The sequence below is a fragment of the Ferrimonas balearica DSM 9799 genome, from assembly GCF_000148645.1.
Classification (GTDB): domain Bacteria; phylum Pseudomonadota; class Gammaproteobacteria; order Enterobacterales; family Shewanellaceae; genus Ferrimonas; species Ferrimonas balearica.
The window spans coordinates 1,233,013-1,247,216 of record NC_014541.1; the positions used below are offsets into that span (position 1 = coordinate 1,233,013).

Genomic DNA, 14,204 nt, shown 5'->3' on the forward strand with positions numbered 1-14,204 from the left:
CATTTTTCAGCGGGATCCGAACGCTAATCGCGAATCGGATCCGCTTTTTCTGACAAACGGGATTCAGCGCAACAGTCGCTGCAGGTGTGCTTTCAGCGGAGCGCCCAGCTCGGCGTGACGCAGAGCGTATTCGACGTTGGCGGACAGGTAGCCGAGCTTACAGCCGCAATCGTGACTGCGCCCCTGCATGGCAAACGCGTGAACCGGGTTCTCCAGCAGCAGTTGCTCAATGGCGTCGGTCAGTTGGATCTCACCACCGGCACCGGGCGGAGTATGCTCCAGCAGGGGCCAGATCGCTTCGCTGAGGATATAGCGGCCCACCACGGCAAGGTTGGAGGGGGCTTCGGACGGGGCGGGCTTTTCCACCATGGCCTGAATGGGCGCGCTGTCGCCGGGACCGATGGCGTGGCCGTTGATGTCCACCACCCCGTAGCTGGCGATGCGCTCCATCGGTACCGGTTCCACCATAATCTGGCTGGCGTTGGTGCGTTCATACTGCTGCACCATGGCCGCCAGATTATCGCGGCTCAGGTCGCAGCTGGCTTCATCCAGCAGCACATCCGGTAACACCACGGCAAAGGGGGCATCCCCAACCAGAGGACGGGCGCACAGAATGGCATGCCCTAACCCCTTGGCCTCCGGCTGGCGGACGCTCATCACCGTGACATCCGGGGGACAGATGGATTGCACCTCGGCCAGCAGTTGGCGTTTCACCCGCTTTTCCAGCGTGGCTTCCAGCTCAAAGGAGGTGTCAAAGTGGTTTTCGATGGAGTTTTTACTGGCGTGGGTGACCAGCACGATCTCTTTAATGCCAGCGGCGATGGTTTCGTTGACGACGTACTGGATGAGCGGTTTGTCGACCACCGGCAGCATCTCTTTGGGAATCGCTTTGGTGGCGGGGAGCATACGTGTGCCGAGTCCGGCAACGGGGATGACGGCTTTTTGAACCAGAGGCTTCATTCCAATCTCCTGCGCGAGGACGCTACTCGCTGTAGGGGTTGATGTTTTCCCTAAAAACTCGATGCCCTCCTGGCGCAGGGTGGGCAGTGTGCCCACCCCATGGGATTGCTACAGCTGAATGCGCTCCCGGTTTTTACTGAGCAGTTCCGGGCCGATACCTCTGACCTGAAGCAGCTCCTCCTTACTGCTGAAGGGGCCATGTTGCTCACGGTGGGTGATGATGGCTTGCGCTTTCTTGGCGCCGACCCCCACCAGACCATTTGCCAGCGTTTCTGCATCGGCGGTGTTGATGTTCACCTGAGCGGTCTGAACCGCTTCACTGGGTTCCTCAACAGCCAGTGTGGCAACCGGAGCCATCAAAACCGCGATGGCCAAAATTAACGCTTTCCACATACGACCTCCTTATTGTTGTTGTCGATGTTGTGGCTTTCCTTGCGATACGGCCCGAAGACCGTGACTCAATCCTAGTGCAAATTCAGCGTTTTGGTGACCAGAGCCCCGTTGTCCATTAGCCCAAAGTCTAGGTGCTCAGTAGTTATACACCTGAATTTTGTGTGGTCTAATGTCGCGGTTCGGCCAAAGCAGTCGAGCAGGTAAAAAGGACTATTAAAGAATCATTTAGAGGGAAGTGACGATGCAGAAACCCAGTACGCCGACTCTCGGTGCCGGCAGCGGTTTGGGAGTCACAAAACGGGATACAAAAGCGATACTGTTGATTGCCGATATCCTGCTGTTTATCGCCATGATTCAGCTTCTTCCATTTGAACCGGCGGTCAATCAGGGTCTGGCCCTGTTGGTGTTTATTGCCATCCTTTGGCTGACTCAGGCCATCCATATCACCATTACTGCCATTTTGGTGCCGGTTATGGCGGTGATGATGGGCCTCACGGACACCACCAAGGCCCTGTCCAACTTTGCCAACCCCATTATCTTCCTGTTCTTTGGTGGCTTTGCCCTCGCGGCTGCGCTCCACGTTCAGGGCATCGATAAGCGGCTTGCAGCCAAGGTGGTGAATCTCTCCGGCGGTAAGTTGGCCAACGCATCCCTGCTGCTGTTTGGGGTGACCGGTCTGCTGTCGATGTGGATCAGCAACACCGCCACCGCCGCGATGATGCTGCCTCTGGCGCTGGGGATGCTGAGCCAGCTCGATCCCAAAGAGCATCGACGCACCTATGTCTACGTGTTGTTGGGCTGTGCTTACAGCGCCAATATTGGTGGTATCGGCACCCTGGTGGGCAGCCCGCCGAACGCCATTGCCGCTGCTCAGGTGGGTCTCGATTTCGCGGGCTGGATGGAGTTTGGCCTGGTGGCGATGGCGATCCTCTGGCCACTGGTGATTGGCGCCATGCACATCATGATTAAGCCGGACCTGTCCCACCGTTTCGAGTTCCGGGCCGAGCAGGGCACCATGACCAACAGCGCCAAACTGACGTTGGCGGTGTTTCTGGTGACCGTGGCCTGCTGGATCTTCTCTAAACCGCTCTCTGCGGCACTGGGAGGCATCGCCAAGTTCGACACCGTGGTGGCACTGAGTGCGGTGGTGGCGCTGGGCGTACTGCGACTGGTGAAGTGGAGCCAGGTAGAGCGTCAAACTGATTGGGGTGTTCTGCTGCTGTTCGGCGGCGGCCTGACCCTCTCGGGTGTGCTGAAAACCACCGGCACCAGCGTGTTTCTGGCCAACCAGATCTACGCCATCTTTGGCAGCACCCATATGGCCTTGCTGACCCTGGTGATCATCCTGTTTGTGGTGCTGCTGACCGAGTTCGCCAGTAACACTGCCAGTGCCGCCTTGCTGGTGCCGGTATTTGCCTCCATTGCCGAAGTGCTGGGCGTATCCCCGGTGATTCTTGCGGTGCTGATCGGCATCTCCGCCTCCTGCGCCTTTATGCTGCCGGTGGCGACCCCGCCCAACGCCATCATGTACGGTTCCGGCCACATCAAGCAGTCCGATATGATGCGCACCGGGGCAGTGGTGAACCTGATCTGCGTTGTGGTGCTGTTTGGCCTCAGCCAGTTACTGTGGTGATCGCGCACAAAGTGTGCGAATAGTCACTGAAGGCCGCCTTTATGGCGGCCTTCCCTTGCATGCACCCCATCCTATGGGGATAATGCCCCTGCGTTTTCGGACGCACCTGTCTATGGTGCCCCGGTCCTCTCGCAATGCTAAATCGTTGACCTGGTCAGGCCCGGAAGGGAGCAGCCAAGGCGGTGGACGCATGTGCCGGGATGCGGCTGGGGTGCCACCCAACTCCCCATGTAACTCCCTGAAATTCAAAGCAACGCTGTGTCGAGACCGCTGGTGGTACATCAGGTGGTACACTTTGCGTGCGTTAAATCCTTCAAAATCTTCAGAACTTCCCTACCTGTTTCAGTCGAGACATGGCATCTGGTATGCCCGTGTGGTCGTCCCGCTTGAGTTGCGCGAGGCGTTAGGTCGTCGTGAGTTCCGGCAGTCGCTGAAGACACGGTGTCGGCGAGAGGCTGTCCAGAGGTCATGGACGGTACTGGACCGACTCAGCCAAGCAGCCCAAGGGGCGACTCTCATAGAGCCGAACTGCAAGGCAGAGCCTCAGGACAGTGCAGTAGTAACACCCAGACCTGCCCCAAGACTGACCCCAAGACCAACTCCTAAGCCCCGCTCTAAGACCACGCCGTTGCTCAGTGAGGTGATGGAGAGCTTCATCCGTGAGAAGACCCTAGCGGGTGCATGGAAGCCCAAGGAGGTCAGCATCAACCGTACTGTCTTTGCTGAACTAAAGGGCGTCGTGGGCGACCTCCCCGTTACTCAGTTCCGCTTCGAGGAAGCCTTGGCGTACAAGCAGCACTTCCTTGAGGAGGGGCGGCTCAGTGCCTCGACCATCAACAAGAAACTCAGCAAGGTTGGTCACCTGATGCAGTGGGCATCGGTTCACTATGGCGCGGTAAACCCCATGGAGGGGCTGGCTATCCGCAATGCCAGGGTTGCCCCAAGGGACCAGAGGAAAGCGGTTAGTGAACGTCAGGTGCGCCAGATGCTGCGCCTTGCGGCAGAGCAGGATAAGTCCTTCAAGCGTTGGCTTCCGTTGCTGGGAGCCTACACAGGAGCGCGTATCGGAGAGCTGTCTCAGCTGTACCTTGATGACTTCGTTGTGGTCGAAGGGTACCCCTGTATCCACATCCGACAAGCCAAGCCCGACCAGACCCTCAAGACGGCTAGTAGTGAGCGAGTTATCCCGATCCACAGCCAGCTTATCAAGGCAGGTCTACTTCAGTTCGTTGAACGTCAGCTGGCGGCAGGGCATAAGCGGCTGTTCCCTGAGCTTCGGTACTCCGAGGTGAATGGCTACGGCCACGCATCGTCGATGTGGTTTACCAAGTTCAGAGCCAAGATGGGGTGGGGTGAAGGGGAGACCTTCCATAGCCTCAGACACACGCTGGTGACACAGCTTAAGCGCAAGGGCTTTGGGGCGGATATTGTAGGAGGGCTGGTCGGACACTCCACTGGCTCGATTACCTTTGACCGCTACGGGAAAGCGTTCTTGGTGTCTGACCTGTTGCCAGTGGTGGAGGCTGTGGAGTATTGACGAGAGGATGCTTAGGCAGCTTGGAGTACTTCCTGCTCAAGGCTCGGGTCATTCGTTGGCGTTGTTTCGATTCTTTGCTGTTGCTGCTTCCACAGCTGGTGACTCAGGCCCTGAGAAGCGCACCTGAGAATCGCAGCGTAGTACTGGACCATCCTCAGGGTATAGGGCTCCTCGTCTAGTGCCCGGCGTTTACGGTTGATCGTGGCAGCGATGGTGTCGACGTTCAACGAAGATAGGGATGCTAACAGATGAGCAACGTAGCGGTGGGAAATGCGCTTTGTTCCTCGGCACTGGCCACATGCTCCGTAGATGATGTCTCGATAGCTGGTCGGTAGCTCGTCCCATGAGTTGTAGTTGAGGAGTTCCTGCTGGACAGAGCGGTTGTCGACAGTACGTTTGGTGTATTTTTTTCGGGCGGGTTGCATGAGGTTGATGATTCCAAAAAACGAAACAATAAAAGATATCCAGAGACCACCCGACACAACGGTCCTGCGGTAACCCTTTGGTCGAGTAGAGACGGGAGGTGGAGTACTAACCCAAACAGACTTGGTCAATCAGTGGTGCTGAGGGGCGCACAAAAAGCCCGACTCCTGTTGATGGGTCGGGCGTAGTAGTAAGCAGAGGTGCAGATTGTTTGTGACAATCATCTGATATGGCTGCCAATTGCGGTTGTCCACAGGGGTAAAATGTGGTATTGAAGCCCACCCCCTAGGGACCTTAAGACATCCGCAAGGTTTCACTCTAGAGACTAGGCTAATTCGCTGCTTCCGCTGCTCTTCCTTACTGAGAGGAGGTGCTGGATAGGACTACTTAGGGACTGGGGACTACTCTGGTCTAGGGACAGACTCTAAGACAACCTCAGGTAGGCGGGGAGTCGAGACTCTCTGCTCATTACTCTGGGATTAACGAGGGTCGTTCATCTCAGGTCATCACAGCGTTCCTTCCTTCCACCTATAGTCCCCACCTAAGCGTGTTCTCCATGTTCAGTAGAGGAGCGGGAGCGATAACCAGAGCCTCTCAGTGGCCTCCTGTGCCTCACCCCAGTCATCCCTGGTACGGTTCCTTCGACTCCTCAGACATCTCGCCAGTCGCTACCTTCTCCTCGCCCATGACGTAGGCACCGTCTTTGCGGATGGCAGGGAGTACGGTCTTGCAGACCCAGTCTTGGAAGTCTTGGGCTGAAGGGAGGTTGGAGCGCATGACCAGACGGTAGAGGTCGGACTCAGGGATGAGGGCGATGCGGTACTGCCCGATGCCTTGGAAAAGTGACGCACTGAGTTCTTGGTATCTTGGCCCTGATTCAAGGCTAAGGTCCCGTTTGGTCACGACCACTGCATCTGTTGTGTGGCATTTCAAGGCGTTGCTAGGGCGGTCGAACCCCAGCGCCTCCGCTACGTCCTTTGCGACGAAGTACGGTTGACCATCCTTGAAGTCAGGGATGACACGGATGGAGGCGGTGTTGAAGTTGAAGAGCTGCTCCAGAGCCTTGCGCATGGCGAAGCCACCCTTGGCACCCATGGCGTACAGTTCCTTGGCGCGTTCGGTGTGGACACAGGTCACTGAGGTGACATGCTCGATGGCTTCCTCGACCTCGCCATTAGCCAGAGCGGTGAAGGCAGAGACCACAGCGGCGTAGAACTCAACGTCACACCACATGTCGTAGGCGTAGAGGGCGTCTTGGGTTGCCCATGAACCTCCGTAACGCCCCACCTTATTCCGCAATTTTCCGGAATTAGAGAAGTGCTTGGAGACAGCGTTGTTCCACTCGCTAGGACGCTTTTTCTCAGGCAGACCAAAGGCGCGGTGGATGTCGTTGAGGTCGAACATGCCGTCCTCATTGGAGGTGATGGTGGCGGTGAAACACCTATCGGAACTTTACTGTCGATCAAGTACTGAACGGTCGTCATCAGTTCTCGTGATTGTCTGCACAAAATTTAGTCTACTCAGGTAGACCATCGAGACGCAGCGCCTGTCACTGGCTATCTTTCGCCGCCGTAGTAAAACCTGAGGAGCCAACAGCAATGCTTATCGACGTACTGAACCCAATCCCCACCACCTACCAAGCACAGATTGACAACGAGTGTGACGCCCTCGCCATGGTCATGTGCGATGAGGTCTTTAATGTGACGCCCGAGGAGGCGCTACGTACACAATGGACTCTCCATGAGACACCTCATGCTGCAGAGAGCTGTGTTGCTGGCGGATGTCCTTGCATCATCAGTCAGACACTGGGGGTCTACGCGACAGCCTGAGGCAAGGAGAGAAGGAGCGAGAGCGACAAATACAGGAGGTCGCAGACAAACGATCATTATCGTCCACCAGCGATCTCCTGATGCCATCCTGAGGCGGAGCCTATGCAACCCCACACGCTCGTTTCAGAGTGGCTCTGAGGGCGTCTCAGGATCGTTCTGAGGCCTCCTTCAATACCTTGTAGACGTACTGTCGGGAGCAGCCAAACTGCTTGGCGATGGCACTAGCTCCTGTACCCTCTGCGTGGGCTTGCTTGATGCCCTCGTGGTCTACCTTCACCTTCGGGCCGAACTTGACGCCCTTCGCTTTGGCCTCCTCTCGACCTTCGTTGGTGCGCTCCATGATTCGCTCCCGCTCCGCCTGAGCAACAGCAGCTAGGATAGTGACGACCATCTTCCCCATGGCACCTTCGGTACTGATGCCGTCATCAAGGAAGCGGACAGCGACCCCTCTACCATGGAGGTCTTCGATGATGCTAATCATGTCAGCGGTGGAGCGTCCAAGGCGGTCTAGCTTCGTGCAAACAATGGTGTCTCCCTTCTCAGCGCGGACCAACAGACGTTGAAGTCCTTCACGGCTCTCAGCCTCCTTCCCGCTTGCTTTGTCTGTGAAGATGCGGTCCTCGCGTACACCAGCGGCTAGTAGTGCCTTGGTCTGGATGTCGAGCTTCTGCTGGCTGGTGGATACACGGGCATAGCCTAGGAGAGTTGTCATCGGTGTATGTCGCCTAAATCGGATGGTTTACAAGGTGTGTCAACTATCTGCGCGATGTCGACTTGGGCGACACGATAATCAGGCGATAGAGTGGTGTCAACTAACTTATGATTTGGGCGACAACTCTGGAGGCCCGACAGTACCTAGGGAACAGACAGTGATAGCGAGCCACGCCTTTACATGCGTACGGGGTGTGCTAGGTTCAATGAGGGAAAGCAAGCTGCTGCTTGTGGCCCTGTAGTGCATTCTCATATGACAACCCTTGACCGCCGCATGCCTCCTTCTTGCGGTGGTTTTTTTTGTCCTCACCTTGGCCTAGGCATTCTCGCGCCGACGCTAATCCACCCTGACGAAGGGAGGGGGTACGGGGGGAATTGTCCTGCAGCTTCTATATTGAATGTCCACACAGATTTTTCGGCCATTTTTCATCCGACTCTCGCGACGCTACGTGAAATCTGGACGGTTTGCAGGGGAGTAGTCCCGAAGCATGCACGTAGCGACGCGCTGACAGCCGTCAAGACAGTTGAGGTGGGCTTAGCTAGGTTCATTGAGAGAACTTTATGGGCCTACCTGCATCGCCCTGTAGTGGTCTAATGGTCCCGGACACCGCTTTAGGCGGTGCTATTACTTGCGCACACTGTCGATGAACTTGACCTTGAGCCGATAGTCGCAGCTGGTTTTGTCGCCGTCGTCATGTACGCGAGACTGAAGTTTGAAAGACCACGTTTGACCAGGGCCTAGCCTTGTGGTCTTGGTTTGTTTCCCCCAGTCCATGGTGAAGTCCGACAGTGGCGACTCCAACACGAACTGTGTGGTCATCTTGGCGCTGTACGTCGAGTATCTGCTGATGTTACGCAGCAAGCCGGAATGAATGGTGTAGCGCCCCTTGTTCGTGCAGCTAGAGCGTTCAACGACGATAGCGTCACTTGCGCTCATGGTTACCGTGCCCTGCTGTTGGCGAGGTTGTGGGTAACGCCTGAGGGACGGATTATTGTCTGGAATGACGGATGGGGGCTCTAGGTCGATGGTCTTCGACTCTGCGCCAACCGGACAGGGGTCATCCGAATAGATGATGTTGCCGTCGATGGTACACTTATAGACTTCTGCCTCGGCTACTGCCGACACTGCCAAAAGCAGTAAAGCAGGCACTAAATTCCATTGCATTCCGGTTGCTCCCTGGTACTTGGGCTTTCGACAACACCGTCCTTGTGTTGAATGGGTAACTTACCACGAGCTCCTGACTGAAGGGAGGGGTACGGGGGGTATTTCCTTAACTCGGTTTACTAAATGTTCACACAAAATTTTGAGCCATTTTTCGTCGGGCCCTCGACCGTTTGGCGGCGACAAAAACGCCTGCATCTCTATCGCAGCAGGCCTAGAAGACGTATATGAACCCGATGCCGACTTCGGCCTCATAGTCACTTCGGGTGATTGGACTGTCCTGAATGTCGCTGCTGTAATGCTCGTAAACCACCTCGCCAAAAATTTGCCACTTCTCAGCAATATACTGGCGATAGTTGTAGTTGAGACCTATCGAGCGAAACCCTCCACCAAGATTGGTCTCATCCAGACCTGATGCCGCCGACTGCTCTGCATTGATACCAAAATCTGTATTGGCATAATCGCTGTCATGAAATACCACCGCGATTGCAATTTCGTGGCCTGTCCCGTCAGTCTGGTCGCCGAATCGACGCCCTACAGCCAAGAGGCCCAGAGTCCCATTTTCACCGGCTACAACGCGACCATCCAGCCAATACCGCCAATCGGCATCAAATGCACGACGTGCTTGCAGAACGAACTCAACGCCTTCGTCACCATCACCCAGGCCATCTAGATGACCGTCATCGGAATCACTTTCTTCACGACCCTCATCGAAGCCCACAGCGGCGTCAAGCAACCAAATTTCAGAACGAAGACCCCGCCACCCGAGCGTTTCACCGGCCCAGTAGAAGATATTGTCACCCCTTCGCCATTGAACAGCACCAGCGAGATCGACTTCGAAGTCGTACTCATCCGACCCCTCGTACGCGGCCTCGTATTCAACACTCAAGCCCAGCCCGAGGGCCCAACCATTTTCTCCTCTGGTGAAATCGTCAACAGAAGGTAGGGGGACTAAGGCGGCTTTTCGGTCTTGGGCTTTAGCAGAGTCCACGAGGGCGCTGTGCATGAGCATGACTAACAATATACCCGTGATGGTCTTCATCTGATGTCCGTACTTGAAATGTTGGGGCTAAATGCTGCCACAGGGTTAGCCGGTACAACTTTGAGTATATGTAAGGATGGTAGCAACGCGATAAAACAGGGCTGGGCATCTACCTGACCGCGGCGTAAGCGCATAACCTCAAAAGGCTTGCACAGAGCCGGTCTCTGGTAGTCGTCGAGGCTGGAAGCCGTCAACCGTAGACCCAGTTAGCGACTTCCCCCGTCGATCTTGAGGGTGGTACACTCGCTGCGACAATTCGGACTAATCAGGTCTCCACGGCAACATGTCGGTCGGTGTGACCTCCGGTCCTCTCGCAATGCTAAATCGTTGACCTGGTCAGGCCCGGAAGGGAGCAGCCAAGGCGGTGGACGCATGTGCCGGGATGCGGCTGGGGTGCCACCCAAATCCCCATGTAACGCCCTGAAATTCAAAGTAACGCTGTGACGAGACCGCTGGTGGTACATCAGGTGGGTCACTTTGCGTGCGTCAAACCCTCTCTAAAACCTCTTAATCCTTTCTATTCCTTCTCCTGTTCCTTCGAGTGCCAAACGTTGGTCGTAACATCCATTTCTCGACCCTGACACCCGCTGTGTGATGCCTGAAATCTCCCGGTAGTTCAGTGGTATTCGGTTTTGCCCATTTCTCTGGTGGCGTCTAGGGTTTGTTCGACCAGTACTCTATTGCGACTTGGGAGAAGCCCATGGCTCAGCCGATAAGGATGATACGGTTTCTGACACTGATTTTGGGCCTGCTGCTTTGTGGGCCTGCTGCCGCCAGTCTGGAGGCAAAGCGCTGGCCGGCATCCGATAAAGCCAAAGCCTTTGTTAAAGAGACCATTGTGCTGGGCATGATGGCCAGCCCCTATGGTACCGGCTGGACAGAGAATTCACAGTTGCTGGAGTACTACCGGGAATCCCGTGCAGCGGGCATTACCGGGCATGAGATCACCCGGACTGCAGCGTCCCAGAACTGGGATGAACTGATGCGTCAGCACAAGGCGTTTCGCAGCGCCATGGCTCAAGAGCCTCAGAACTATGTGTTTGTCCGGGCCATCCGCGATATTGAAGCCGCCCACATCAACGGCCAAACCGCGGTGCTGTGGAACTCGCAGACCGCCACCATCCTTGAGGAAGATCTGGGCCGCATGGCCGCCATCCGCGAGATGGGTATCATCAGCATGATTCTCACCTACAACGACCGCTTCCGGGCGGGTTCCGGTTCCCTGGCCGCCTATAACGGCATGGACGATGGCCTGACCGACTGGGGCAGGGCGGTGATCGATGAGATGGTGCGTTACGGCGTCATTTTGGATCTGAGCCATACCGGTAAACAAACCGCCATGGATGCCATGGACCATATGGACAAGCATCACTCTGGCGTGCCTTATGTCTTTACCCACTCTATCCCGGCGGGACTTTACAAGAGTGAGCCGGACGCCACGCCCAAGGGCTGCTACCGCAATATCAGTGACGAGGAAGCGCTGCGGGTGGTGAAATCCGGGGGCTACGTTTCGCCTACATTCACCGAATGGATGATGGATGGCATCTGGCCCGACAACATCAGTCCATCTCAGGCCGCAGACATGATCGACTACTACGTCAAACTGCTGGGCGAGGACCATGTGGGCCTGGCGACAGACGACATGTTTGACGTTTCGCTGGTGGTCGAATTCGCCAAGAAGAACGCCACCATGTACAACGACGGCGGCTACATGATTGAGGCCTTTGAGCGTGGGGCTGATGACTCCGCCATGCTGGCCCGTATTCTGCCAGCCATCACCGATGAGCTGTGGAAGCGTGGCTATACCGATGCTCAGCTGACCAAAATCTATGGCGGCAACAAGATGCGGGTGTATCAGCAGATTTGGGAAGGCGCCGAGAAGGGGCAGTGGGATAAGGAGTACGAGGAGCGTATCCAGCTGCGCAAAGCCTTTATGGAACGCTACGGTACCCGATAGGCCGAAATCGTGAGGGAGCACAGGATGAAACTTGCCACCATCGGTTTTGTTATTGCTCTGGCACCGCTGTGGGTTCAGGCCGCCCGTTTTGGCGGTCCGAACGCCGTGGATAATCAGCTTAAAGAGGACCAGAAGCAGCACGAGGTATCCGCGCGGGAGCGCTGGGCTGAATTTGGACTGAACCTTGGCGTGGATTACTTTTTAGTGGGGTTCTGGGCCAGTGATGCGTTACCTAAAAGTGATGACAACGCCTTCTCCGGCGTTGGCCGTTTCTATGGCAGCTGGGCGTTGCTGAACCGGGAGGGGGCCAATACGGGCTCACTGGTCTGGAAGCTGGAGCATCGATACAGTTTCACTGACACTGCGGTAAAAAACCTGGAGTTTGCCGCCGGAGGGCTGGGCCTGGTACTGCCCCCCTTCAGTGATGAGCGACTGCGGCTGACCAACCTCTACTGGAAACAGACTTTGTCCGGGGGCAGTGCCACGGTGGTGGCGGGCTTTTTGGATGTGACCGATTTCTTCGATGTTTACGCCCTGGCCAGCCCCTGGACCGGGTTTATGAACTTCGCCTTCAGTACCGGGACGACCACGGTGGCCCTGCCCGGCGATGCGACATTGGGTGTGGCGGGGGCCACCATGCTGGGCGACAACTGGTTTGTGATTGGCGGCCTGACCGATATGGAGTCGGACCCCACCGAGCCCTGGAAGGGGTTTGACACCTTCTTTTCTGATAACCGCTACTTTAAAAGCCTCGAGCTGGGCTGGACCTCGGATCAGGAGCAGATCTACCTTAACAACGCCCACATCACTGTCTGGCATGCCGACCGCAGTGAGCGGCAGGGCACCAATGAGGGGCAGGGGGTCAACGTTTCTGTGTCAGCGCAGATGGGTGCCTGGTTGCCCTTTGTCCGTGCTGGCTGGAGTGAGGATGCCGGCACCCTGACGGAGAAGTCGGTCAGTCTGGGTACCGGCTACTATGGTCTGGCTGAGGGCAGTACCTTAGGTGCGGCCGTCAACTGGGCGGAGGTGCCCGGAGCCGACGACCAATGGACCTGGGAGTTATTCTATCTGTTTAAGCCGTTGCCCTATCTGGAGCTGACCCCGGACCTCCAGTGGGTACGCAATCCCGCCCTGAATCCGGCACAAGACAATCTGTTGATGTATGGGATCCGGGGACGGATCTTCTATTAAGACGGTTGCCCATTCCCTGACAGGAATGGCTCAGTGAAACAATGGGTTGAACTGGCCATTTGTTGTGACGGGCATCACGGATATTCCATGCACTGGTGAACCCATTATTGATCCAAATCAAATGCGCCTTTAGGCTTGCTTTAAACATGCAAAAAAAATGCAACTAAAGGAGTTTGCTATGTTGGATCGGCACACCATCGACACCGTGAAAAGCACCCTGCCTTTGCTGGCGGAAGCGGGCCCGGCCCTGACTGCCCATTTTTACCAGCGGATGTTCCATCACAATCCTGAGCTCAAAGAGGTATTTAACCTCAGCCACCAACACTCCGGACGCCAGCCCGCGGCCCTGTTCGACGCCATCGCCGCCTACGGCACTCATCTGGAAGACCTGTCGGTACTCACCGCAGCAGTAGAGCGTATCGCCCATAAACACACCGGCTTCCTGATTGAACCGGCCCAGTATGCGATTGTTGGTGAGCATCTGTTGGCGACCCTGCGTGAGCTGGGTGGCGAGGCGGTCACCGATGAGGTGATTGAAGCCTGGGGCAAGGCCTATGGTGTGTTGGCCCAAATCTTTATCGACCGCGAAGCGGCGCTGTACCAGCAAGCCGCAGAGCAAAGCGGGGGCTGGCAGGGCACCCGCCCATTCCGCATCCAGGCCAAGATTGCCGAATCGGCACTGATCACCAGCTTCGAACTGGTGCCGGTGGATGGTGGTGCGGTACCGAACTATCAGCCTGGCCAATACCTCAGCCTGAAACTGACTCACCCCAGCCTGCCTCATACCGAGTACCGTCAGTACTCGCTTTCCGAGCAGTCCAACGGCGAGCGCCTGCGAATTACCGTCAAGCGTGACGGCCAGGTGTCCAGCCTGCTGCATGACCAGTTCCAGCCCGGTGACGTGCTGGAGGTGATCCCACCCGCCGGTGACTTTGTTCTGGCCACTGACGCGGACAAGCCGGTTACCCTGATCTCTGCTGGCGTTGGTATCACGCCGATGTGGGCGATGCTGGAAACCCGCCTGGGCCAGAGCGCGGCGCCGACCCACTGGCTGCACGCCTGCGACAACGGTGAACACCACGCCCTGAAAGCCGCCCTGCAGGGCAAGCTGGCGCAGTCTCCGATGCTGCAATCGGTGGTGTGGTATCGCCAGCCTAACGCGGATGACCGTTTGGGCCTGGATTACCACTTTACTGGCTTGATGCAGGTGGGCGATGTGGCGGATGCGTTGCCGCTGGAGGGCGATTTCTACCTCTGTGGTCCCCAGCCCTTTATGGCAACAGTGGTGGAGCAACTGCGTCAACTGGGCGTGGCGGACAGCCGGATCCATTACGAGCTGTTTGGCCCCCACCAGGCACTGTAATGT

The 14,204-nt window shown here is 56.6% G+C and carries 11 protein-coding genes, 2 other RNA genes and 1 pseudogene; 8 read left to right on the plus strand and 6 right to left on the minus strand.

Going from position 1 to position 14,204, the window contains the following annotated elements; translation table 11 throughout:
* Positions 1-63 precede the first annotated feature (63 nt).
* Entirely contained in the window at positions 64-960 is an 897-nt protein-coding gene (galU, locus tag FBAL_RS05740; RefSeq protein WP_013344633.1) for a UTP--glucose-1-phosphate uridylyltransferase GalU, read from the minus strand.
* Between the two features lie 108 nt (positions 961-1,068).
* Positions 1,069-1,353, minus strand: a complete 285-nt coding sequence (locus FBAL_RS05745) for a ComEA family DNA-binding protein (RefSeq protein WP_013344634.1) — start codon at positions 1,351-1,353, stop codon at positions 1,069-1,071.
* Positions 1,354-1,594: 241 nt separating this feature from the next.
* On the opposite strand from FBAL_RS05745, the gene FBAL_RS05750 reads away from it, so the two are divergent.
* The 4 genes and pseudogenes from FBAL_RS05750 (at position 1,595) to FBAL_RS05755 (ending at position 4,523) form a co-directional block, all read left to right on the plus strand.
* Complete coding sequence (locus tag FBAL_RS05750) at positions 1,595-2,986, plus strand: DASS family sodium-coupled anion symporter (RefSeq protein WP_013344635.1); 1,392 nt, start codon at positions 1,595-1,597, stop codon at positions 2,984-2,986.
* Positions 2,987-3,104: 118 nt separating this feature from the next.
* Positions 3,105-3,201, plus strand: an RNA gene (gene ffs / locus FBAL_RS19875) — signal recognition particle sRNA small type.
* A pseudogene (locus tag FBAL_RS20785) lies at positions 3,198-3,470 on the plus strand (DUF6538 domain-containing protein); the annotation flags it as partial. The gene ffs (FBAL_RS19875) and the pseudogene FBAL_RS20785, both read left to right, overlap by 4 nt.
* 159 nt (positions 3,471-3,629) lie before the next feature.
* The gene (locus FBAL_RS05755) at positions 3,630-4,523 is read left to right on the plus strand and encodes a site-specific integrase (RefSeq protein ID WP_041251199.1); all 894 of its coding nucleotides are present in this window, start codon (positions 3,630-3,632) and stop codon (positions 4,521-4,523) included.
* Between the two features lie 1,044 nt (positions 4,524-5,567).
* On the opposite strand, the gene FBAL_RS19515 is transcribed toward FBAL_RS05755, so the two are convergent.
* The 4 genes from FBAL_RS19515 to FBAL_RS05790 all read right to left on the minus strand — a co-directional run bounded on the left by FBAL_RS19515 (position 5,568) and on the right by FBAL_RS05790 (position 9,690).
* Positions 5,568-6,371 (minus strand): BRO family protein, encoded by an 804-nt coding sequence (locus tag FBAL_RS19515; protein WP_280963947.1) that lies wholly within the window; start codon positions 6,369-6,371, stop codon positions 5,568-5,570.
* A gap of 549 nt (positions 6,372-6,920) precedes the next feature.
* Entirely contained in the window at positions 6,921-7,487 is a 567-nt protein-coding gene (locus tag FBAL_RS05780; RefSeq protein ID WP_013344639.1) for a recombinase family protein, read from the minus strand.
* A gap of 624 nt (positions 7,488-8,111) precedes the next feature.
* Entirely contained in the window at positions 8,112-8,651 is a 540-nt protein-coding gene (locus tag FBAL_RS05785) for a DUF4124 domain-containing protein (RefSeq protein WP_013344640.1), read from the minus strand.
* A gap of 211 nt (positions 8,652-8,862) precedes the next feature.
* Positions 8,863-9,690 (minus strand): MipA/OmpV family protein, encoded by an 828-nt coding sequence (locus FBAL_RS05790; protein ID WP_013344641.1) that lies wholly within the window; start codon positions 9,688-9,690, stop codon positions 8,863-8,865.
* A 300-nt stretch (positions 9,691-9,990) separates the two neighbouring features.
* Here FBAL_RS05790 and ffs (FBAL_RS19880) point away from each other — a divergent pair.
* From ffs (FBAL_RS19880) to hmpA, 4 genes are all read left to right on the plus strand, one after another.
* An RNA gene (gene ffs, locus FBAL_RS19880) (signal recognition particle sRNA small type) lies at positions 9,991-10,087 on the plus strand.
* Between the two features lie 303 nt (positions 10,088-10,390).
* Entirely contained in the window at positions 10,391-11,647 is a 1,257-nt protein-coding gene (locus FBAL_RS05795; protein WP_013344642.1) for a dipeptidase, read from the plus strand.
* A 24-nt stretch (positions 11,648-11,671) separates the two neighbouring features.
* On the plus strand, positions 11,672-12,838 hold the full coding sequence (locus FBAL_RS05800; protein ID WP_013344643.1) for a carbohydrate porin: 1,167 nt from the start codon (positions 11,672-11,674) through the stop codon (positions 12,836-12,838).
* 178 nt (positions 12,839-13,016) lie between these two features.
* A complete protein-coding gene (gene hmpA / locus FBAL_RS05805) occupies positions 13,017-14,201 on the plus strand; it encodes an NO-inducible flavohemoprotein (protein ID WP_013344644.1) in 1,185 nt (394 codons plus the stop codon).
* The last annotated feature ends 3 nt before the right edge of the window (positions 14,202-14,204 follow it).